The organism is Pricia antarctica (assembly GCF_900101815.1).
Classification (GTDB): domain Bacteria; phylum Bacteroidota; class Bacteroidia; order Flavobacteriales; family Flavobacteriaceae; genus Pricia; species Pricia antarctica.
On the sequence record NZ_FNAO01000002.1, the window covers coordinates 535,909 to 557,621 of the forward strand.

A 21,713-nucleotide genomic window follows, 5' to 3' on the forward strand; every position below is an offset into this window, starting at 1 on the left:
TTTAGGGTTTGAAAAGTTTCTCAAACAAGCTTCATGGCATCTGGATCCCAGTTAACGGGCTGTTTGCTATAATAACTATCGTTGGCCAAAAGTGCCGCGCCGGCGGCCCGTAGTCCAAATGTAGGGTCTTCGATGATTTTTCCCTTTCCCCGTATTGCCTGGAAGAAATTGTAAAAATGGTCGTAATGGCCGCCCTTGTAGTCATCGGGTGCCTCCCACTTCGTTTCTCCCGTGGTCAACGAAGAAGACCTTGGTTCCAAATTCTTGGCGGCATATTCTTCCCTGATTTTTTGTTGTGTGGTTTCAGTGTATGCAATCATCGAATATCCGCCAGGAACCATCCCCAATTTCGAACGTTTAAGGGTAACGGAGTTTTGACCGATTTCCATTTCGCCTTCGGTGCCGACCAGTTTGAATCCGCCGCCACCGCCGCTGCCAGCTATAAAATTGATACGGAAAGCTGCATTAAAGGCCGCATGCGTTTCGGTCTTTGGGTAGTCATATAAGGTAATGCTAACGTCAGGTACATCGCGGCCGTCCTTCCAATACCGCAGACCGCCTGTGGCCAATGCCCGATCGGGTCCGTTCGAACTGATAACGTAGTTCAATGTCGAAAAAGCATGTACAAAAAGGTCTCCAGCTACCCCTGTACCATAATCCCTATAATTCCGCCACCTGAAAAAGCGTTTGTTATCATAAGGTACTTTCGGAGCATTGCCCAAAAACGTATCGAAATCCACCGTTTCAGCACTCGCATCAGGTGGAATGGGGTATTGCCATGCCCCTTCGGCGGAGTAGCGGTCGTTGTAGAAATCGAGCATCACGATATCGCCGATGGCTCCTTCCGCATATAGTTGTTTCGCCTTTTCGTTGCCAAGCGAAGACATACCTTGGCTACCTATCTGACACAATTTTCCGCTATCTTTTTGAGCCTTTATAATATCTTGTCCCTCTTCGTACTTTTGCACCATCGGCTTTTCGCAATACACATGTTTGCCTGCCTTTAGCGCATCGATGACGATTTTTTTATGCCAATGGTCCGGGGTGGCTATAATGACGGCATCGATATCTTTCCGGTTCAACAGCTCGCGGTAGTCCCTTGTCGTAAAAAGTGCATCGCCCCAAAGTTCCTTACCGCGATCCAATCGCCCGGTGTACAAATCGCAGACGGCGACTAATTTGACCCCGTCGACCTGCAAGGCGGTCTGGGTATCGTGAATACCTTGGATGCCACAGCCGATCAGGGCAAGGTTGATCTGATCATTGGCCAAAAAGAGAGAGGGTTCATAAGATCTGTTAAGCCACAGCTTTTCTTTGTAGGAAGAAGCGAAGACCAGAGGTGCAGAGGTCAATGCGGCGGAACCTAAAGTTGCTTTTCTAAGGAAAGACCTTCTTGAGGAGTCTTTTTTCATGTTGTTTCGCTATAAAGGATGAATAATTGATGCCTTAAAAGTATAGTTTTTGTTTTTTACTGGCCTGAATCCATGACGGATTCATCTTCTTTGATGCGTAAGGTATAAAAAATCGATTGCAAATACTACAACGTATGATGCGACCAAGGTTCTTATTGTTGCACTTCGATGTGAATCGGGGAATCGTTTTGTGCCGGAAATTTAGAAACTGAGGATAGTATTCGGGGTATAAGTTTATGTCTCACGCAGCCGTTAATTTGCTTACCGGTTTGGCTATTTGCTTTTGTCCGTGTTTGCTCTTTCAGGCGCTTCTAGGCCTTCCTTGCTCTCTGTACCTTGACCGTATAAGGTATTTTCTTCATCTTTTAGGTTCTTAGTATTTGTATTGTTTGTGGCATCCCTTCCAGCTATGTCCAGGTCCTTGCCCGAGAAGTCGATATCTTTCTTTCTTTTCTCCAACAATCGGTCATCGCCGCCGTCCATACTTAGTCCCTTCTTTCCTAAGGCATCGATATCCTCTTTTGTGACTTCGGAGTTGTACTTTTCTGATGTCTCTTGTGTCTCTTGTGGCTTTTTATTTATGTTCTTTTTACTCATTTTTATAATATTTTAGGTTTATAATAAGTTATGGACATTTGGTAGAGGCCATGAGCTTTTAACGGATTTTTATTGATGCTAAAAAAAAGGATGACACTATACTGATAGAATTATCAGGTCACGAAAGATTTTTCCTTCTCATTTCCTAGGCAGATCCTCACTATGTTAATATGAGGACTTGGGTCAACCAATTTCCCACGGGCGCGATTCAGGGGTCTTGGTCGCTTGCGATTGCCGAAGCCACATCGCAATGCAGAATTTTTCGGAAGCGGCTTGGTTTTTTATTTGGAAATACTTTTTGTCCACTAGGGTCCGAACCCCCTATCGATTCCATGTACCGAAACCCACGTTTCGGCAATTTCGGCTAAGATTTTACGACCTGCCTTTATTTTTTTTGACAATCTAAAAGTACGTCTTCCGTTAGTCATTAGCCAACGCATTGTTTTTACCTTTGTCCTTTTAATAGCGTGTTCAAAAATACTGCTTATTCAAAACCAGTATTTTGAGAACTTTGGCGTCAGATTAAAAAGGTCCCCTATTTCGGTATGCGACCGATTTAATTTGTAGCTAGAACCTCAAACTCCTGATTTAAAGTGGGCATTGTTTTAAAACATGCTCTAAAACCCGAACTATGATTTTTGATTTGATAAAAAAAAGACGGGCCGTATTTCCCGCACAATACAATGATGCATCCATTGCCAAGTCCGATATTGAAAAAATTCTTGAAGCCGCAAATTGGGCCCCGACCCATAAAAAGACTGAACCCTGGCGCTTTAAGGTGATGGTGGGCGATGCGAAGGAGAAATTGGGACTCTTCCTATCCTATAAGTATATGGAAACCGAAGCGAGACCCAAACAGGTGAAGGTGAAAAAACTAATCGAAAACCCGAAAAAGGCGGGGGCCATAATCGCCATCTGTATGCAGCGGGATCCCCAAGAACGCATTCCGGATTGGGAAGAAGTCGCAGCTGTCGCTATGGCCGTGCAGAACATGTGGCTCTGCTGTACCGAAATGGGCATCGGATGTTATTGGAGCTCCCCGGGACTTGTAAAATATATGGATGAGTTTTTTGACTTAAACACGGGGGAGGTTTGTTTAGGGTTCTTTTATATGGGGCACTACGATGGGGAAATCGACGAGCAGACTCGTACGCCGATAGGGGAGAAGGTAGTTTGGATGGAGTAACTAGTCCAACAACGGAAACAATCCCGTCCGATGCTCCCACGCCTTCGCAATAAAAAGCCCTAAAAAGATCGCGGCAACCAGAAACTTCAAAAAGGTACCGGTCAAAAAACCCATAAACGATCCAAAGGCGGCCTTAAGTGCCGTTTTTTGGTCTGCTTTGTTGATGAGTTCGCCGACCAAGGCCCCGATAAAAGGCCAAATAATAATCCCGAAGATACCTAGCACTGGAAAAATTAAGGATACTAAAAGTCCGATGGTCGTGCCGACCATGCCCGCCCTACTGCCCCCGAATTTTTTTGTACCCATAGCCGGGATGATGTAATCGAGCGCAACAACTATTATAGCGACCGCTCCGGTAATACCCAAGAAAATCCAGTTCTGTGGAACTGCGCTCGTAAGTTGCAACAACAGAAGCCCCACCCAACTAATTGGCGGGCCGGGTAGCACGGGAAGAAAACTACCGAGTATACCGACAAGCATAAGAATGAAGCCGATAATAAGTAAAACGATATCCATATCACTTCATTTCTTGTTGGTCGAAGGTACGGTGAAATTGTTGTGGTGGTGGAAAAATAGGACATTCTAATTTTTTCCATGGAACTTGGGTACTTATTCTGACCACAAGGATACGGAAAAGCCTAAGCCAGACAGATACTGACGATACCTACAAAATTTTAACAACTAAATAGTTAGTTTAAACTAAAAAATTAGTTATATTTGCAAGGTTAAGAAGGTTTTGAAGAGATTTCTGCCTTGCTTTCGACCCTGCCAAGTAGGCGGCGCGAGGGAATGACAAAAACGATAATAAATTATGAAACAACTCACAAAAGCGGAAGAAGAGGTCATGCAGATTCTCTGGCAGCTCGAAAAAGCCAATGTGGCGGCTATGATCGAAGAGCTGCCCGAACCCAAACCGGCGTACAATACCGTGTCAACAATTGTGCGGATACTCGAAAGCAAGGGCTTCGTCGACCACGAACAAGAGGGTAGGGGGCACCTGTATTTTCCACTGGTCAAAAAGGGGGATTACAGTAACCAGAGTATCAACAAATTGGTCGACGGCTATTTTCAAGGCTCCTTTAAGAGCATGGTTTCCTTTTTTATGAAAAAGAACGATATGAGCCTTTCGGAGTTGGAATCGATTTTAAAGGATATAAAAAAGGATAAGCCATGATACAATACATCTTAGAATCCATCGCCTTCCAACTGGTGTTTCTCATCATCTACGATTTTTTCCTAAAACGGGAAACCTTCTTCCAATGGAACCGGGCGTACTTGATTGGCACCTACCTAATATCATTGTTTTTGCCATGGATAAAAATCGAGGCTTTTCAGACCGACGTTCCTGAACGATTTTATACATATCCGGAATACCTTTGGGGTGCAAACGATGCCGTAGTCGTCTCAGGCGCAGCAAGTTCAGGGTTTTCCATCTCTTGGGAACATGGCCTGCTGTTCGGTGGAATGCTGTTGGCCGCCTTGCTTTTCGGGTATAAAATGCTACAGCTGTACCGGTTGAGAAGAAAAGGGGAAATCAAATCTTTCAAGGATTTTACCCGGATTGTTGTTAGTAACAGCAACGTGGCCTTCTCATTTTTCAGGTCCATTTTTCTGGGTGACCGGATCGTAGAAAAGGAACATGAACATATTATTGAACACGAACTGGTACATATCCAACAAAGGCACACGTATGATCTTTTGTTCTTCGAACTGATGCGTATTTTTGGATGGTTCAATCCATTGGTTTATGTCTATCAAAACAGAATATCCGAACTGCACGAGTTCATCGCCGATGCACAGGTAGCGAAAACGGGCAAAGAAGAGCAATACGAATTGTTGCTGTCCCAGGCCTTTCAAACCCAGAATATATCATTCATCAATCAATTTTTTAACTCACCATTGATCAAAAAACGGATAGTCATGTTAACCAAAGAAAAATCACTCAATATCTGGAAAGTAAAGTATTTGGCCTTAGTGCCCATGTTGATCGGTATACTGTTCTATACCTCTTGTGACCGGGATGTTTCTGACGATGAAAGTGAACAACAGGAAACCATAACCGTCGGGGATATCGAAAATTTAAGCTTGGACGAGGAGAAGGAAGTATTTACCCGATTGACCGAGTTTTCGGTTCAACTGCAGAATTGGAAGTTGACCCTAAAGGACAAAAATTCCATAATCGAGTTCTCAAAACCTCTAAGGGAAGGTTCTACGATTTCCGGACCCAACGGGGTTCCGATTAAAGCCCGAATGAAAATCGAATCCAGTGTCCTACAAGATGATTTTAGTCTATTTGATAATCATCAGGACGTACTAAAGCTCTCCATCGGCGGGAAAAACTTTAATGCTAATGTAAAGGACAAGGATGTTCCTTTTTCGGTGGTCGAAGAAGTTCCGATATTCCCTGGTTGTGAAGGTGCCAGCAATACGCGGGCCTGTTTTCAGGAAAAGATGCAAAGTCATATCAGCAAAAATTTCAGGTATCCCGAAGAGGCTCAGAAACAGAGTATTCAAGGTAGGGTATCGATTATGTTCACTATTGATGAACAAGGTAATATTACGAATATCAGAAAACGGGGCCCCAGTCCATTATTGGAAGATGAAACTGTACGGATAATCGAGAAACTGCCCCAAATGAAGCCGGGAAAGCAAAGGGGCGTAGCGGTTAGGGTACCGTTTTCGATTCCCATTAATTTTAAGTTGCAGCAGGCTGGGTTTAATTCTTCTTCCAAAAACCAAGATGGAAATACAACAACGGAAAAACTCCACCTGAATTCAAATGGCCCTTATCCATTAGTCATTATCGATGGCGAAGAAACTTCAAAAACGGAGTTAGATGAGATGAATACCGAGAGAATTAAATCAGTAAACGTTTTAAAAAAGGAGGCTGCCCTGAAAAAATATGGTTTAAAAGCAAAAAACGGGGTTATCGAGATAATCACAAAGGAGGGGGCCGTAGGAGATAATTCTTTTCGAGGGAATTTGCAGCCCATACAAATCGCGGGGCACAATGCCCCAAAAGAAAAAGCTGATCATTCCAAGGCAGATCAGAATCGGATACAAGTTTCAGGATACACCTATGATATGGCCAAAAACATGGTCTACGGTAAAATTACAGATGGCTCAATGCCCTTGCCAGGGGTAAACATAGCGGTTCAGGGATCTAATTACGGTGTAATTTCCGATTTTGATGGGGCGTTTGCCATAAACGCCGAAAAAGGGGATGTTATCACTTTTCAATACATTGGGCTACCAACTGCAAAGTTGTCGGTTACAAACTCCAAATCATAAAAAGAACATAGATGAAGAATGCCTTCTTGCTTTTTATACTTGTTGTAAGCAGTTCCATTGTCAATGCGCAGGACGAGGAAAAGATAGCACACCTTAAAGCGTTCGCAAAAACATACGGTTATGTCAAGTATTTTCATCCGAGCGATGAGGCGGCAAACCTTGATTGGAATGCTTTTGCCATTTATGGTGCTGCACAAATCGAGAAATGTAATTCCGAAAAGGAAGTCCTCTTAACTTTGAAAGAACTTTTTGGCCCGATTGCCCCTTCCGCAGATTTTCAGATGGGAACAACGCCTTCGAAGTATGATTCTTCAAAAATAACTCCAAAAGATGCCAAGGATTACAAATTGACCTATTGGCAACATAAAGGGGTCAGCAGGGGAATGGCGGTTCAAGGCCGGCCGTATCTCAGTGTTCGGATCAATAGAACATCTACGACCGACAATTCCTCCCCGTTTGGAAATGTTATGACTTCTATCGACGCTGCGGAATATAAGGGGAAGGACATAAAATATTCGGGATCGGTCAAGCTGTGTGATGGCTCCGAAGGAACGGGACATCTTTGGTTTCGGGTGGATAATTCCGATGGCTCAAAGGGCTTTTTTGATAATTTGGGAAATTCCCCCATTACCAAAAATGAATGGATGGACTATGAAATTCAGGGCAATGTCGATTCTTTGGCGACCTCACTCGTGTTCGGCTGCTTTTTGAAAGGAAAAGGGAAGCTGCTTTTAGACGATGTTCATCTTTCCTATAAAGATGGCGGGGAATGGATAGACATCCCCATAGAAAACAGCGATTTCGAAAGCGAAGCACTGGACGATAAACATGGTCAATGGAGAACTAGGGGTTACGGATATTCCTTCGGCAGTGTTTTGGAAGATACGCATGAGGGAGAGAAATCTGCGGTAATCGACTATGTTGGGGCCACCATGGAAGAAAAGGGAAATCCGATTTTCGATTTCGAACCGAAATTTGGGGAATTGATCGAGAAGAATCTCGGGGGCACTATTTTTTGTCAAATTCCCTTGGTTTTGTATGCAGATGATGAACACACCTATCCACAATCAAAAAAAGCGGATCTGACGTTTTTGGAAAAACAGTTGGAAAGCGCTCCGTCAGACCCCGCACAACTCGCCTTCAGATTGGGAAATGTGATAAATACCTTCAATGTATTCCAACATTTCTATCCTTATTTTGATGTGGTCGATGTGGATTGGGATGCCGCTTTCGAAAAGGCACTTTCAAGATGTTTTACCGATAAAACGGCAAAGGACCATTTGATAACCCTTCAAAAATTTACAGCCGAACTCAAAGATGGCCATGTTTCAGTATCAGGGATGGACAGCGAAACCTTTGCGCCCCCAATTACGTGGGAATGGATTGAGGATAAACTCATCATTACCCATATTTTTGATGAAAAAAAAGGACTAAAGGTCGGCGATGAAGTTACGCGTATCGACAATCAATCCGCTGCGGACTATTTTAAGGAAATTGAGTCCAGAATTTCTGCGGGAACTCAGGGTTGGCTGGCCTATAGGGCAAAGGATGCCAGCTTGTTCGGCGCCAAAGACAGCAAACTCGTAATCACTTCCAAGGGTAAAAATAGGGAACTGATCAGGGACAAGGATTTTTATCGCGAAGTACGTTCACTGATTCCTAAAAGGGATAGCTATAAGGCAATAAACGACTATGTTTTTTACCTGAATTTGGATGCCGTTTCCATGGATGCCATCAACGAACTGATGCCTGAATTGGTAAACTATAAGTCCATTATTTGTGACATGCGAGGATATCCGAACAGCAATCATGAGTTTATTTCACACCTGTTAAAATCCAACGACACTACGGAAGCTTGGATGCAAGTGCCTAAAATTGTCTATCCCGACAGGGAAAAAATCGTCGGATTCGAAGGTTTCGAATGGAAGATGAGGGCCAAAAAACCCTATTTGGGCGACAAGCAGATTATTTTTATAACCGATGGCAGGGCGATAAGCTATGCCGAGAGTTTCATGGGCTATATCGAAGGCTATGATTTGGCTACCATCATCGGTCAACCGACGGCGGGAACGAATGGTAACGTAAATTCATTTGAACTGTCAGGCGGATACGCAATACGGTGGACGGGAATGAAAGTAGTAAAACATGATGGTTCACAGCAGCATGCCGTAGGTATACTGCCTGATATTTACATAGAGAAGACCATCGATGGGGTCATATCGGGAAAAGATGAATTCTTGGAAAAGGCCATTGAACTGACCGAGAAAAATTGAATCCTACGTTTACCGGATTTTAATACAAATACGCTCTAAAGATTTTGAGAAGCTTACTACTTATTTTTGTCGGCAGCATAATTTTTAGAATTGATGCCCAAGCTCCGCCTGACGCCAAAGGCTACTTGAAAATCGCCGACAGCCTCTACGCCACGGGCAACTACAACAAGGCGATAAATTATTACGCAGAAACAGGAGGTGAAAATTCAGGTCTTCAGATTGCCCGGGCCTATAACGCCATAGGCAATTTAGAGAAAGCCATTGTGCAGTATCAGAGTGTAATAGGGCAGCATCCCGATTGGCAGATTCCCCGTTTTGAATTGGGAAAATTACTGCTTAAGGCCAAGGCGTACGACGAAGCGCGGAAACTTTTTTCCCAATTGACCGCTTCTGGAAACGATAATCCTGAATACCACTACTATCTCGGCGAAACCTTTCAGGAGCTCGACCAACCCGCCAGTGCCCTGGTCGCCTATAAAAGCGCTATCGAATTGGATAGCAACCATTTGCGCAGTCTGTTCCAATTAGGCAAATACTTTACGATTAAACTAGAACGCGACCAAGCATTAAGGTACGTCGATGTGGGACTCCGATTCTATAAAAACGACGTTTCCCTGATCAATTTAAAAGCGCTGATATATTATAATGATAACCAATACAAAACCGCAATCCCATGGTTCGAACGCCTGCTTGAACTTGGCGAGAACAAGCCCTATGTCTACGAGAAACTGGGGTATTGCTACTATAAAAACTGGGAATTCGAAAAGGCCAAGGAAACCTATCGCATCCTGATCGGTATCGATGACCAAAATTCCGATACCTATTTTGGTATGGCTGAGACCCTATGGAAAAACAAACAGCTTGATAGCGCTGAAATCTACATCAACAAGGCCATGAACATTCAGCGACCTATCTTTGCCAAAGGCTATGGTTCGTTGGCCAGTTTTGCACGGGAGCGGAACAACTTGAAATCCGCTTTGGCCTATTATAAACTCGCGTATAAAGAAGCCCCTTCCGATGAGATGCTCTATTTCAACATCTGCACTGTGGCCGATCAACTGTTCAAAGACCCGAAAATGAAGTTGGGGTACTATGAAAATTTTATTAAAAAGTTTGGTGCGAATAGGCCCTATGCCTCAAAAACAGCAACCAAGCGGATTAAGGAATTGAAGGAGGAGATTCATTTTGCGAAGAATTAACTGGTCTCTCTGGCTCCGCTCTTTTCCTACATTCCTCCATGAATCCCACAAAAAAATCGTAATTTCCGCCTAACAATCCAAGGTAATGCGGAACCTTTCCATTTTATTTTTGCTATGCCTGCTGACCGCTTGTGACTGGTCTGCCAAACGGGAGAAAAGGACTCAAGAACTGGTCGACCAAGAAATACTGGCCATTGATTGGGAAGATGTGGACCAATACCCCCTTTTTGCCGATTGTGATGAACTGGACAGCAAATCCGATCAGAAAAAGTGCTTTATGGAAACCTTGCTGAGGCACTTTTCCAAGTCCTTGCAAAATTCGGATCTTGTTTTGGAAAAGGAAATTAAGGATACCATTTTTGTCAATTTCAGAATGGAAGATACTGGCGCGATTACCCTGATAAACATCAAAAACGATGAACAGCTAAGCCAACAAGTCCCCGATTTTCGTAACCAGATCGAAAAAAGCCTGAACAGCCTTCCGAAGATAGAACCTGCCTTGAAGCGTGGCATTCCCGTAAGTGCTAAATTTCGGATACCGATTGTTTTGCAGTAGGCCGCTGTTTTCATGGCGAGGAGCGTTGCGCCATGGTTGGTTTAAGGTTTAATACCTTTAGGCGTGATTGAACCTTGAATTTTATGCTTGCAAATGTCAAACCAATACCAACTAGGGCATGCTGCAAACCGAACTCCAAGATAAACTCATAAACCTATAAACCCATAAACTCCCTTTTTTGTCCAAAGAAAAAATCATATTAGGCATAGACCCCGGAACTACAATCATGGGTTTCGGGCTTATAAAAGTAGTCGATAAAAAAATGGCTTTCCTTCAAATGAACGAGCTGCTTCTGAGCAAGTATAAAGATCCGTACACTAAGCTGAAACTAATTTTTGAGCGTACCATCGATTTGATCGATCAGTACCATCCCGATGAAATTGCCATCGAGGCTCCGTTTTATGGCAAGAATGTACAATCAATGCTCAAGTTAGGTCGTGCGCAAGGTGTGGCCATGGCCGCAGGTCTTTCACGGCAAATTCCCATTACGGAATACCTTCCCAAAAAAATCAAGATGGCCATTACGGGCAATGGCAATGCGAGTAAGGAACAGGTCGCTAAAATGCTGCAAAGCACCTTGGGCCTAAAATCCCTTCCCAAAAATCTGGACAGTACCGACGGCCTTGCCGCAGCGGTCTGCCATTTCTACAACGAGGGTAGGGTCGAGGCCGGTAAAAGCTACACCGGTTGGGAGGCTTTCGTGAAGCAAAATCCGAAAAAAGTCAAGTGATTCAGTACCGTTAAATGATTTTATCGAATTAAATCGCGGGTAATCCGACAAATCGAATTAAAATCGCATTCCCTTCGTTTTAAAATAAAAGCCGTATTAAAACGTTCACGTTCCTAATACTATGGGTTTTTTATAGAATCATAACATACCGTTGTCCAAAAAAGCGGTAGGTAAACCTACTTTTTATGCGGCATATCAGACAGTATTCTTTCCACCTATTTTTCGTGCTAGCTTTTTTGCTATGTGGGTGCGGTTTACTTCAAGCACAGCTAGTCATCACCGAAAATCTTAAAAGCCCCATATCTCTTCGCTCAAAGGCCGAGTTATTTGTCGCGGGAACAAAATCCTATTCAATAGACCAAATAATCCGTCTTTCGGACCCTGATTCGTTTGAACCCCTGACCGATTTTGACGAAAATCTGGGTTTTTCGAAGGATAACTTTTGGATGCGTTTTCAACTGAAAAATCAAACTGAAAAAGAGGGGCATTATTATTTGGAAACCGCTCGCCCGATAACGGATATCGTTACGCTGTACATCAAGGATGGCCCCGAGAAAATAACATCCCAGAAAAGTGGGGATGCCATCCCATTCGGTCAAAAAAGTATTTTGCACCGAAAATCCGCTTTCCGGATAGATATAGGTGCAGGGCGGACTATTGAAGCTTATATCCATATAAAAAGCGATGGCGAAGTGGTAATGCTTCCCCTAAAATTAGTACCGGAAAAATTATTTTTATACGAAACCTACAAAGAGCAATTGTTCTACGGGTTTTTCTACGGCATTCTGGTTTTGGCCTGTATCATCTACCTCTTCTTTTATTTTGCGATGCGCGATACTGCTTTCGTGTATTATGGTCTTTATGTCTTGTTTATCGCCCTATTGCAGTTTTCTTTGGATGGGCTTTTCCATCAGTACATCCTTCCCGACGGGGGCTACTTTTCGAAAAGGGCCGTGCTTTTTGCCGCCTTGATATCCCTGTTCTTTTTCGTAAATTATGGCCGGAAGTTTTTGGATATTAAGAACCATGGCACCTATCTATTGGCCGCCTTTGAAATCATGTCGGGCATTACATTTATTGTTACTCTGGCGCTTTTGGCAGTACCGGGATTTTTAGCCTATTGCTATCCTTTGGCAAACCACATCGGGTTGGCCATTTTACTTTTGACCATAACTTCGATTGTCTTCTTACGAATAAAAAAAGTCGAGGTGGATAGGTTCTTTATGCTAGGTATCAGTTTCTTGATACTTGGTTTCGTAGTGTTCATCCTAAATAATCTCAACTTGTTGCCCAACTCTTTTATCACGGAGAACGGAGCCAAATTCGGTATCGGCCTTGAGATTATTTTTCTTTCACTTTCCATGGGCAACCGCATCCGAAATCTTCGGGAAAGCAATGAAAAAAACCAGCTTCTGGCCTTGCAACGGCTTGAGGATATGAACGATATGAAATCCTCTTTTATCTCGAACATAAGCCATGAACTACGAACGCCATTGAACCTGATCATGGGCGTAGCGGAAACCCTTCGGAAAGATAAAAGGGATAAAGACCTTCAAGAAAAGTGCCAACTGATATTGAACTCCTCGGAAACGCTTTTGGGCCACGTCGATGACATTATCGACTTTACGAGTATCGAAAAGGGGGAGCAGGAACTAGATGAAAATCCTTTTGACCTTCATAACACATTGAACAGGGTCGCACGAATCAACCAAAATAAGGCACAGCATAAAAATATCGATTTCACCTACACGCATGCCACAGGAATGCCCGAAAAAATCATCGGCGACCGAAGAAAATTGATTCAGGTGCTCAACAATCTTTTAGATAATGCGGTTAAGTTCACCTCGTCTGGCAAGGTAAGCTTTCATGTGGACCATCGCCTGAAAAAAGATGCTTCGGTAGGATTTGTTTTCTCTATTCAGGATACCGGTAGCGGTATATCCAAGGAAAAAATGAGCACCATCTATGAATCTTTTACAAAAAATTCTAGTGCGGATAAACGGGAGTTTTACGGACTGGGACTGGGACTCTATGTGGCCAAGAGTTATGTCGACCTTCAAAATGGAAATATCAACATACAAAATGCCGCTGATCAGGGTACGGTGTGCCGTGTAGAGCTGGAGTTTAAAATAGACGTAAGCCAAACTTCCGAACCAGAGGATATAAAAATCGGAGAAGTCGGTAAAACTAATTTTGATGGATGCCGTATCCTTCTGGTAGAGGATAATAAAATGAACCAAATGGTCGTCAAACTGGCGGTCAAACAGTGGCAAAACATTCATTTAGAAATAGCGAATCATGGCGGGGAAGCCATGGAAATGCTTAAACAGTGCACCTACGACATCATTCTAATGGATCTACAAATGCCCGTCATGGACGGTTTCGAGGCTACCGCCAATATTCGCTCCGGAAAAGCAGGGGAAGCCATAAAGAATATTCCAATTCTGGTCCTTACCGCCGACGCTACCGATGCCACCAAAAAGGAAGTTTTCAGGTTAGGGGCGAACGACTACATGACCAAGCCCGTAAAGGCCGACCTTCTTTGTAGCAAGATTAGAAAGAATCTTGTGCCCGTCGGCCGGTAGTCTTGTATTTGAAGGAATCAATAGGTCAACGAATGAATTGGTACTTTTACACCTTGAACCATAACGTTGATGTCCGGTATTTATATTCACATTCCTTTTTGCAAACAAGCCTGTCATTATTGCGACTTCCATTTTTCGACCGTGATGGGGAAAAAGGAGGCGATGGTTTCCGCATTGCAAAAAGAATTGGTTTTAAGAAGGGACGAGTTTAGCGATGAGGTTGTCGAAACCATCTATTTCGGAGGTGGCACTCCCAGTGTGCTTACTGTCGATGAAATACAATCTATAATAGAAACGGTCTACACCAATTTCGAAGTATCGGATAGTCCCGAGATTACCTTGGAAGCCAACCCCGATGACCTATCCTTGGAAAAAATAGAAACCTTGGCCGCTTCACCGTTAAATCGACTTAGCGTAGGTGTCCAGTCCTTTTTTGAGGCTGATTTAAAACTGATGAACCGTGCCCATAATGCCGAGGAAGCGGAGGGTTGCATCCGACTGGCCAAAAAATACTTCGACAATATTTCCATAGATCTTATTTACGGCATCCCCGATATGTCAAATGCGCGCTGGAAACAGAATATAGAAAAAGCTTTGTTCCTCGACATACCCCACATTTCCAGCTATGCCTTGACCGTGGAACCGAACACTGCCTTGGCCAATTTTATTAAAAAAGGTATCATAAAAAACGTCGATGATGAGGTCGCCCAGGCCCATTTCCACATCCTCTCTGAAACTTTGGAAGCTGCCGGATTTAAAAGTTACGAGATATCCAATTTCGGTCAACCGGGCTATTTTTCCCGAAACAATACGGCCTACTGGCAGCAGAAAAAATACATCGGTATCGGGCCATCCGCACATTCGTTTGATGGTTTGCGGCGAGGCTGGAACATCAATAATAATCCCAAATATCTGAAAGCCATCGAAAGCGGCGAACTTCCCATGGAAACGGAAATCCTCTCGACCACGGACAAATACAATGAATACGTCATGACGGGGTTACGAACGATCTGGGGCGTTTCTTTGGATAGGATTTCATCCGAATATGGAACAAAGTATAGGGAGTATCTACTCAAACAGGCCAAAAAGCACAGGGAGGGACAACTGTTATATTTGGATGGAGACCTCCTTTTGACCACCAAAAAAGGACAATTTCTAGCGGATGGAATTGCATCGGATCTTTTTATGCTAAATTTGGGTCAGTAATTGCGAGCCATGCTGGCCTACGGCCGCATGGCTCGCAATGACGATTTTAAACAACTTTTGCAATGATAGCTAATGTAGAACACAACGACCAGACCTACCAAATCGACCTCCTTAGCCCTTTGGACATCTCCATTCCCCTACGCGGCGATGCACAAAATGTGAATGCTTGGGGTTTGGCACCGCCTAAAATAACACCACACATCGATGGTGATTTTGTAGGAAAGGTATCCGTAGGTGCCCCCATCAATTTTAACGATATTGCATTCAATCCGCATGCGCACGGAACCCATACGGAATGTGTCGGACACATCACGGAGGAATTCCATTCCATCAACCAAAATCTAGATCACTTTTTCTCTTTGGCGGAACTGATTTCCGTAACACCGGAACTTCAAAACGACGATTGGGTCTTCTCAAAACATATTTTAGAGCTGGCATTACAAGACAAGAAACCGACCGCATTGGTACTTCGCAGTATGCCCAATGACCGAACAAAACTATCACGGCAGTATTCCGGCACGAATCCGCCCTATCTTTTAGAGGATGCGGTGCAATTTTTGGTCGACATTGGGGTCGAACACCTACTTATCGACCTGCCGTCGGTGGATAAAGAAAACGATGGCGGTCAATTACTTGCCCACAAGGCCTTTTGGGATTTTGATGGCCAGCTTCGCAAACAAGCGACCATCACCGAACTGATCTATGTGCCAAATGGTGTCGTAGACGGCCGCTATTTTTTGAATTTGCAGGTCGCGCCCTTCGAAAACGATGCCAGCCCGAGCCGGCCGGTTTTGTATAAAATTTTGGAGAAATGAATCTCTTGCTAAAAATGGAGGAAATTCTGATGTTCGCTCTGGGCATCCACCTTTTCGGTCTTTTGAATTACCAATGGTGGTGGTTTTTAGTGCTTATATTGGCGCCGGATATCGGTATGATAGGTTACTTATTCGGAAACCGGGCCGGTGCCGCCCTATACAATATCTTTCATCACAAGGCGGTGGCCATTGCCCTATACCTTTTAGGAAGTTATCTTTCATTACCTTTATGCCAATTGGCCGGGATCATCTTATTTTCGCATTCCGCCATGGACCGTATTTTCGGTTACGGACTGAAATACGACAAAGGATTCAAGTTTACGCATTTGGGGGAAATAGGGAATACAAATGGATAGCATTTTCGATACATTTTTAGGGCTGGCGCTTGGTGCGATCGTGACCTACTGGGTCTATACTTTTTTTCGCATGAAGAAAAGGAAGGAAATCACGAACCATCAGTCCACTGTACTTTTAGAAAAAATCCGGAGCGTCTGTAAGCTCGTATCCGTGGAGGGGGAGTTTGCCGAAATCTACAAGTACGAGAACATCAGGGAATATTTTATGAGTTTGGTGGGCAGTAAGAAAAAGGCCTTGTTGATTATCAATGCCAAGGTGCAGATCGGGTATGACCTCAAGAAAGTGGAATTGACGGCCGATAACGAGAGCAAAAAAATTATTATGCGGAAGTTTCCAAAGCCAGAGATTTTGTCCATCGAACCTGATATCCAGTTTTATGACATTCGAAGCGGCATGTTCAATTTCTTTTCGTCGGATGACCTTACTTTGCTGAACAAGGAAGCTAAACAGCACATCCGCGAAAAAGTGCCCGGTAGCGGCCTGATGGAAACTGCTGGAAGGGAAGCCTTACAGGCCGTTCTCCTAATAGAAAAAATCGTAGAAACCATCGGTTGGAAACTGGATTACTCAGCTTTGGAGGTCACGGAGAAACAGAAGGAGCAGCTGGAGAAATAATTAGGAGCGGGCATTTCCAAGAGCTGCTGGAAATTTGAAACTGGTATATTGACGCACATCAATGACCTGCCGTCACAATTCCTAAATGGCTGAGCCAGCTTTTACAACTACAAAACTAAAATTTATGAGAACTATTGGCACTACATTATTATTTTTGGTCTTTGCTTTAACGGCCTATGGCCAAACAGAAACCGATTCCCGTCGGAATTCATCCAGAGCGGAGCCGAAGGGCGGGAATCACAAAAATGAAAAATTATCTATGAAAGAATTCGATCCTCATTTTGCACATACCGTATTTTTCTGGTTAAAAAACCCCGACAGTCAAGAAGACCGGATGGCCTTCGAGACATCGCTTAAAAAGTTCTTGAGCAAATCTGCCTACGCGAAGACCACGTTCATCGGTAAACCCCCAAAGGCGAGCCGAAATGTTGTCGATGGATCGTTCACCTATTCGTTAATCCTAAGTTTTGAATCTGCCGAAGCACAACAGCACTATCAAGACGAACCGCCACACAAGGTCTTCATTGAAGAATCGGAGAAATTGTGGGAGAAGGTGATAGTGTACGATTCCCAGAGCGTGAATTGACCACGTTTTGCGAGGAGCGATAAATAAGTTGAAACTACTCTTGGAGTCTACGTGATGCTGAAAACTGTCGAGCGTGCGTACAGTTGATCATGACGTTGCAATCTGTTAAAGCCCACTAGAAAGTTCAACTGATTGCCGCGCCAGCTCGCAGCTTACCGGTTAGGTTTGGCTCGCAATGACGAATCCAAGGAACAATGAACATAGAAGAATTCAGAAACTACTGCATCACTAAAAAAGGCGTGACCGAAGAACTGCCCTTCGGCCCCGATACATTGGTTTTCAAGGTTATGAGCAAGATATTTGCCCTGTGCGCCTTAGAAAGACTTCCGTCGCAGGTAAACCTAAAATGTGATCCCGAGCGATCCGTCGAGCTCCGGGAAGAACATGACGGTTTTATCATTCCCGGGTATCACATGAGCAAAACCCATTGGAACACGCTTTATCTGGATAATCTTCCGCCTAAACTGATAATTGAACTGGTCGATCTTTCGTATGATTTAGTAGTTGCCAAACTTACCCAAAAGGCAAAAACGGAATTGAATGCGCTTCGCCTATGACATGAAAAAAATCAGCTCGAACCGATTATTGATCATTTAAACGAATGTTTCGAAGGAAAGCCATGGTACGGCATTTCGGTAATGGAAAAATTAGATGCAGTTCCTTGGGAAATTGTCAACGATACGAAAAAGGATATAAAGTCCATTGCTGTGTTGATACAGTATATGATTAATTGGCGGATTATCGTTCTAATAAAATGGATGGGAAATGTGGCGTACGATGTTAAAATCGATGGCCCGAATGATTGGAGCAGTGTTTATATCAATGGTAAAAAGGAGTGGGATGAATTAACGATGCGCCTACAGCAGACCCATAAAGACTTTCTCGAAATTTTATCCGACGCTACTGAGGAGTTATTGAAAAAAAAGTGCCTGGCAAGAAGTATACTTTTGTAAATATATTGCCCAGTATCGCATAGCATGATATCGATCACCTAAGACAAATTGCGATGCTCAGTGCAATGCAATGAAGCTGAAACGAAAGACCTATATTTGGCGTTCTTAGAGTATGTTTGAAAACCCTGCTTCCTGAAAACCAGTATTTCGAGAACCATGGCGTCAAATTAAATCAGTCCTGTCCCTCGATATGCGACCGATTTAATTCATAGCCAAGACCTCAAAATACTGATTATCAGTTAGCATTGTTTTAAGCGTACGCTTAAAACAAGAAACGCCGCATGCAAGATCTGACTTCCTTTTATACCAATGAAATCAAGAAATACGGGGCGGAACTATCCCGGATAAAAAAGATACTTTTTGCCTCGAGCATGATCCGTCTGGCGGTTTTCTGTGTTGCGGGCCTCGGCATTTATTTGGTCTTCGGTAATACCAAATGGGTACTGGCAATCATACTGCTGGCCATCGTTCTTTTTCTTTTTCTAGTTTCTAGACATTCCGACCTGCAATATAAGCGGGATAGGCTAAAGGCGCTTATACAGATCAACGAAACCGAAATCAAGGTTCTGCGGCGCGATTTTCACGATTTGCCGGAAGGGGATGTATTTAAAGACCCGCTACATTATTTCAGTCAGGATATCGACCTCTTCGGAAGGGGTTCATTTTACCAATACGCCAACCGTACGGCTCTGCAACAGGGCAGTGATACCTTTGCGGGATTGCTTAAGGAAAATTCCATTGCCAACATTCCGGAAAAACAGGAAGCTATCAAAGAACTCGCCCAAATTCCGGAATGGCGACACGATTTTGCTGCTAATGCATCCTTGGTCAAGGCAGAAAAGCCTTATCGCGCCATCATCGAATGGATGAAGAACTACAATCCGTTCGTTCCTAGCTCGATGAGGTATGTGCCGTTAATCTTCTCGGTGTTTTCGGGTGTACTGATCGCGACCTATTCTCTTGGAGGAATTTCTGGCTGGTTGCTGACTATCTGGTTTTTCTTAGGATTGGGAATTACTGGTCAATTCTTCAAAAAAATCAATGTGCTTTCTTCAGACGCCTCAAAAATATCGGACACTTTTCAACAATACCAAAAATTGATTGTTGCCTTGGAAAATATCAATTTCGAATCCGATTTGCTCAAGAAAAAAAAGAATGCCATTCTCCGGGAAGTCGAAAAGACTTCTAAAATTTTAAAGCAATTTTTAAAACTGTTATATGCACTAGATCAAGGCAGGAATCTTTTAATGGGACCGTTGGTCAACGGATTTTTTTTATGGGATTTGCAACTGGCTTATAAAATTGAAAAATGGGTAAAACATCACGGAAACTCGGTCGAGGAATGGTTCGACACAATAGCCTTTTTCGATGCATATAACAGTCTTGGCAACTTCGCTTTTAATCATCCAAAGTATTCCTATCCTGTTTTATCCAAGGGGGAAATTGTGCTGAAGTCCGAGGGGGCCGGCCATCCCCTTTTACATCCTGAAAAAAGCGTCCTGAACGATTTCCAAATCGGAAAGGAGCAGTTTTTTATCATTACGGGCGCCAACATGGCGGGAAAAAGCACCTTTTTGCGCACCGTATCTTTACAGATCATGATGGCCAATGTGGGGCTTCCGGTCTATGCCTCATCAGTCGAATATTCTCCCATAAAACTGATAACCAGTATGCGTACGACCGATTCACTGACCGATGACGAGTCCTACTTCTTTTCCGAACTGAAACGCTTGAAGTTCATTGTCGATGAAATACAAATGGATCGGTATTTTATTGTGTTGGACGAAATACTGAAAGGCACGAACAGCACCGACAAAGCAAAGGGAAGTCGAAAATTCGTCGAGCGTTTGGTCAGATCGAAATCCACGGGAATCATCGCCACACATGACCTTAGCCTGTGCGAGGTCGCCAAAGAACTCCCCCAAATAGAAAATCATTATTTTGACGCCGAGATTATCGACAACGAGCTGCATTTTGATTACAAGTTCAAAGAGGGCATTTGCCAGAATATGAATGCGTCGTTTTTGCTTAGAAAAATGGAAATTGTTGATTAGTGGAAAATGGAAAATGGAAAATGGAAAGTGGAAAGTGGAAAGTGGAAAAGAAAAAGAGGCTCAAGCTTCGGTTCTGCCTATCCGGTAGGATGGTCTGCCTTATGGAAGTTTCAAGTTTCAATGCAAGTCCGCGCTGTGATTTAAGATACAAGTAATGTCATAAAAACTTTGAACCCAACTACAAAGTAGTTTTGAAAACCTGCCCTGAACCGGGCCGAAAGATTGAATTTTTTGATCTTGACATTGAAACTCGCCCTTTACCTTTTATAAATGGATTCATTAACTCAAATCGTATTAGGTGCCTCCGTCGGGGAGGCCGTTCTTGGTAAAAAGGTAGGAAACAAAGCCATGCTTTACGGGGCAATTGCAGGTACGATTCCCGATCTCGACGTGCTGACAAGATACTTCGTCGATACCGTAACGGCTACCGAATGGCATCGGGGTTTCAGCCATTCTATCTTTTTTGCGGTGCTGTTCTCCCCGATTTTCGGATGGTTGATCTACAGGATTGAACGCAAAAGCCGGGCTACCTTTATGGATTGGAGTTGGCTGATGTTCTGGGGATTGTTTACGCATCCTATTTTGGATTCTTGTACCACATGGGGCACACAGCTGTTCTGGCCGTTCGAACTGCGTTTAGCCTTTAAGAACATTTTTGTGATCGACCCCTTGTACACCCTCCCCTTTCTGGTGTTCCTTATTTTGGCGATGCGGCAACAACGACTATCCCCAAAACGCAAAAAATATAACCAAATGGGTCTTATTATAAGCTGTAGTTATTTATTGGTTACCCTACTTCTAAAAGGGGTTGCCCATAGGAAATTTGTGGATAGTTTAGACGCCAAAGGTATTGACTACAAGGCCATCGATACGCGTCCGACACCTCTTAATACGATGTTATGGACGGCCAATATCGATGTCGGGGATGCCTATCTCATTGGTAATTATTCATTTTTTGATTCCAAGGCAATTAATTTCAACGAATATCCAAAAAACCGGCAACTTCTAGGGGCTCTTAAGCAAGAGGCTAAACTAAAAAGACTTGCCAAAATAGCGGAAGATTGGTATACGATTACCCAGAAAGAGGGCACTCTTTTTTTTAACGACCTCCGTTTCGGATTGATCAGCCTTGATCCTAAGGAAACCCGTTTCACTTTCAGCTATAAATTGATCGAAACCGAAGACGGACTACAAGTTCAGGAGACCGAAAAATTCAATCGAGATGCCAAAAAACTGTTATCGGCCCTTTGGGAACGGATGTGGGGGAATTAAATGGAGTTTGAAAAACAGCATCTATT

20 protein-coding genes are annotated in these 21,713 nt (G+C 43.5%); 17 read left to right on the plus strand and 3 right to left on the minus strand.

Annotated elements, in window-relative coordinates; all coding sequences use genetic code 11:
* Positions 1 to 20: 20 nt before the first annotated feature.
* Both BLT07_RS05080 and BLT07_RS05085 read right to left on the minus strand, forming a co-directional pair.
* On the minus strand, positions 21 to 1,412 hold the full coding sequence (locus BLT07_RS05080; protein WP_091866400.1) for a Gfo/Idh/MocA family protein: 1,392 nt from the start codon (positions 1,410 to 1,412) through the stop codon (positions 21 to 23).
* 273 nt (positions 1,413 to 1,685) lie between these two features.
* Positions 1,686 to 2,009 carry a hypothetical protein gene (locus BLT07_RS05085; protein WP_091866402.1) on the minus strand — a complete coding sequence of 108 codons (324 nt, stop codon included), beginning with the start codon at positions 2,007 to 2,009 and terminating at the stop codon, positions 1,686 to 1,688.
* Between the two features lie 631 nt (positions 2,010 to 2,640).
* On the opposite strand from BLT07_RS05085, the gene BLT07_RS05090 reads away from it, so the two are divergent.
* Positions 2,641 to 3,195, plus strand: a complete 555-nt coding sequence (locus tag BLT07_RS05090; RefSeq protein ID WP_091866404.1) for a nitroreductase family protein — start codon at positions 2,641 to 2,643, stop codon at positions 3,193 to 3,195.
* On the opposite strand, the gene BLT07_RS05095 is transcribed toward BLT07_RS05090, so the two are convergent.
* A complete protein-coding gene (locus BLT07_RS05095; protein ID WP_091866406.1) occupies positions 3,196 to 3,711 on the minus strand; it encodes a DUF456 domain-containing protein in 516 nt (171 codons plus the stop codon).
* A gap of 295 nt (positions 3,712 to 4,006) precedes the next feature.
* On the opposite strand from BLT07_RS05095, the gene BLT07_RS05100 reads away from it, so the two are divergent.
* The 16 genes from BLT07_RS05100 (at position 4,007) to BLT07_RS05175 (ending at position 21,687) form a co-directional block, all read left to right on the plus strand.
* Complete coding sequence (locus BLT07_RS05100; protein WP_091866407.1) at positions 4,007 to 4,369, plus strand: BlaI/MecI/CopY family transcriptional regulator; 363 nt, start codon at positions 4,007 to 4,009, stop codon at positions 4,367 to 4,369.
* Positions 4,366 to 6,486, plus strand: a complete 2,121-nt coding sequence (locus BLT07_RS05105) for a M56 family metallopeptidase (RefSeq protein ID WP_175455263.1) — start codon at positions 4,366 to 4,368, stop codon at positions 6,484 to 6,486. Before BLT07_RS05100 ends, BLT07_RS05105 begins: the two co-directional genes overlap by 4 nt.
* 11 nt (positions 6,487 to 6,497) lie before the next feature.
* On the plus strand, positions 6,498 to 8,759 hold the full coding sequence (locus BLT07_RS05110) for a S41 family peptidase (protein WP_091866409.1): 2,262 nt from the start codon (positions 6,498 to 6,500) through the stop codon (positions 8,757 to 8,759).
* A gap of 44 nt (positions 8,760 to 8,803) precedes the next feature.
* Positions 8,804 to 9,958: a tetratricopeptide repeat protein gene (locus BLT07_RS05115; protein WP_091866411.1), complete on the plus strand. Its 1,155-nt coding sequence runs from the start codon at positions 8,804 to 8,806 to the stop codon at positions 9,956 to 9,958.
* Positions 9,959 to 10,043: 85 nt separating this feature from the next.
* A complete protein-coding gene (locus BLT07_RS05120) occupies positions 10,044 to 10,514 on the plus strand; it encodes a hypothetical protein (protein ID WP_245726455.1) in 471 nt (156 codons plus the stop codon).
* 178 nt (positions 10,515 to 10,692) lie between these two features.
* Complete coding sequence (gene ruvC / locus BLT07_RS05125; protein ID WP_091866413.1) at positions 10,693 to 11,244, plus strand: crossover junction endodeoxyribonuclease RuvC; 552 nt, start codon at positions 10,693 to 10,695, stop codon at positions 11,242 to 11,244.
* 185 nt (positions 11,245 to 11,429) lie between these two features.
* Positions 11,430 to 13,829 carry a hybrid sensor histidine kinase/response regulator gene (locus tag BLT07_RS05130; RefSeq protein ID WP_091866415.1) on the plus strand — a complete coding sequence of 800 codons (2,400 nt, stop codon included), beginning with the start codon at positions 11,430 to 11,432 and terminating at the stop codon, positions 13,827 to 13,829.
* 69 nt (positions 13,830 to 13,898) lie between these two features.
* Positions 13,899 to 15,035 carry a radical SAM family heme chaperone HemW gene (hemW, locus tag BLT07_RS05135; protein ID WP_091866417.1) on the plus strand — a complete coding sequence of 379 codons (1,137 nt, stop codon included), beginning with the start codon at positions 13,899 to 13,901 and terminating at the stop codon, positions 15,033 to 15,035.
* A 62-nt stretch (positions 15,036 to 15,097) separates the two neighbouring features.
* Complete coding sequence (locus BLT07_RS05140; protein WP_091866419.1) at positions 15,098 to 15,850, plus strand: cyclase family protein; 753 nt, start codon at positions 15,098 to 15,100, stop codon at positions 15,848 to 15,850.
* Positions 15,847 to 16,206 (plus strand): DUF4260 domain-containing protein, encoded by a 360-nt coding sequence (locus tag BLT07_RS05145; RefSeq protein ID WP_091866421.1) that lies wholly within the window; start codon positions 15,847 to 15,849, stop codon positions 16,204 to 16,206. The genes BLT07_RS05140 and BLT07_RS05145 overlap by 4 nt, the downstream gene beginning before the upstream one ends.
* Positions 16,199 to 16,822 carry a DUF4230 domain-containing protein gene (locus tag BLT07_RS05150; protein WP_091866423.1) on the plus strand — a complete coding sequence of 208 codons (624 nt, stop codon included), beginning with the start codon at positions 16,199 to 16,201 and terminating at the stop codon, positions 16,820 to 16,822. Before BLT07_RS05145 ends, BLT07_RS05150 begins: the two co-directional genes overlap by 8 nt.
* A gap of 124 nt (positions 16,823 to 16,946) precedes the next feature.
* Positions 16,947 to 17,408, plus strand: coding sequence for a Dabb family protein (locus BLT07_RS05155; RefSeq protein ID WP_091866425.1), 462 nt, complete (start codon positions 16,947 to 16,949; stop codon positions 17,406 to 17,408).
* Between the two features lie 194 nt (positions 17,409 to 17,602).
* The gene (locus BLT07_RS05160) at positions 17,603 to 17,965 is read left to right on the plus strand and encodes an MmcQ/YjbR family DNA-binding protein (RefSeq protein WP_091866427.1); all 363 of its coding nucleotides are present in this window, start codon (positions 17,603 to 17,605) and stop codon (positions 17,963 to 17,965) included.
* Between the two features lie 81 nt (positions 17,966 to 18,046).
* Positions 18,047 to 18,361: a hypothetical protein gene (locus tag BLT07_RS05165; protein ID WP_091866429.1), complete on the plus strand. Its 315-nt coding sequence runs from the start codon at positions 18,047 to 18,049 to the stop codon at positions 18,359 to 18,361.
* Between the two features lie 281 nt (positions 18,362 to 18,642).
* Entirely contained in the window at positions 18,643 to 20,415 is a 1,773-nt protein-coding gene (locus tag BLT07_RS05170; protein WP_091866431.1) for a MutS-related protein, read from the plus strand.
* 270 nt (positions 20,416 to 20,685) lie between these two features.
* Positions 20,686 to 21,687 (plus strand): metal-dependent hydrolase, encoded by a 1,002-nt coding sequence (locus BLT07_RS05175; RefSeq protein ID WP_091866433.1) that lies wholly within the window; start codon positions 20,686 to 20,688, stop codon positions 21,685 to 21,687.
* Positions 21,688 to 21,713: the final 26 nt, after the last annotated feature.

Bases quoted from the DNA above. Each gene is read 5' to 3' on its own strand.
- BLT07_RS05080 (WP_091866400.1), bottom strand. From the start codon at position 1,412: ATGAAAAAAGACTCCTCAAGAAGGTCTTTCCTTAGAAAAGCAACTTTA.
- BLT07_RS05085 (WP_091866402.1), bottom strand. From the start codon at position 2,009: ATGAGTAAAAAGAACATAAATAAAAAGCCACAAGAGACACAAGAGACA.
- BLT07_RS05090 (WP_091866404.1), top strand. From the start codon at position 2,641: ATGATTTTTGATTTGATAAAAAAAAGACGGGCCGTATTTCCCGCACAA.
- BLT07_RS05095 (WP_091866406.1), bottom strand. From the start codon at position 3,711: ATGGATATCGTTTTACTTATTATCGGCTTCATTCTTATGCTTGTCGGT.
- BLT07_RS05100 (WP_091866407.1), top strand. From the start codon at position 4,007: ATGAAACAACTCACAAAAGCGGAAGAAGAGGTCATGCAGATTCTCTGG.
- BLT07_RS05105 (WP_175455263.1), top strand. From the start codon at position 4,366: ATGATACAATACATCTTAGAATCCATCGCCTTCCAACTGGTGTTTCTC.
- BLT07_RS05110 (WP_091866409.1), top strand. From the start codon at position 6,498: ATGAAGAATGCCTTCTTGCTTTTTATACTTGTTGTAAGCAGTTCCATT.
- BLT07_RS05120 (WP_245726455.1), top strand. From the start codon at position 10,044: ATGCGGAACCTTTCCATTTTATTTTTGCTATGCCTGCTGACCGCTTGT.
- BLT07_RS05130 (WP_091866415.1), top strand. From the start codon at position 11,430: ATGCGGCATATCAGACAGTATTCTTTCCACCTATTTTTCGTGCTAGCT.
- hemW (WP_091866417.1), top strand. From the start codon at position 13,899: ATGTCCGGTATTTATATTCACATTCCTTTTTGCAAACAAGCCTGTCAT.
- BLT07_RS05140 (WP_091866419.1), top strand. From the start codon at position 15,098: ATGATAGCTAATGTAGAACACAACGACCAGACCTACCAAATCGACCTC.
- BLT07_RS05145 (WP_091866421.1), top strand. From the start codon at position 15,847: ATGAATCTCTTGCTAAAAATGGAGGAAATTCTGATGTTCGCTCTGGGC.
- BLT07_RS05150 (WP_091866423.1), top strand. From the start codon at position 16,199: ATGGATAGCATTTTCGATACATTTTTAGGGCTGGCGCTTGGTGCGATC.
- BLT07_RS05155 (WP_091866425.1), top strand. From the start codon at position 16,947: ATGAGAACTATTGGCACTACATTATTATTTTTGGTCTTTGCTTTAACG.
- BLT07_RS05160 (WP_091866427.1), top strand. From the start codon at position 17,603: ATGAACATAGAAGAATTCAGAAACTACTGCATCACTAAAAAAGGCGTG.
- BLT07_RS05165 (WP_091866429.1), top strand. From the start codon at position 18,047: ATGGAAAAATTAGATGCAGTTCCTTGGGAAATTGTCAACGATACGAAA.
- BLT07_RS05170 (WP_091866431.1), top strand. From the start codon at position 18,643: ATGCAAGATCTGACTTCCTTTTATACCAATGAAATCAAGAAATACGGG.
- BLT07_RS05175 (WP_091866433.1), top strand. From the start codon at position 20,686: ATGGATTCATTAACTCAAATCGTATTAGGTGCCTCCGTCGGGGAGGCC.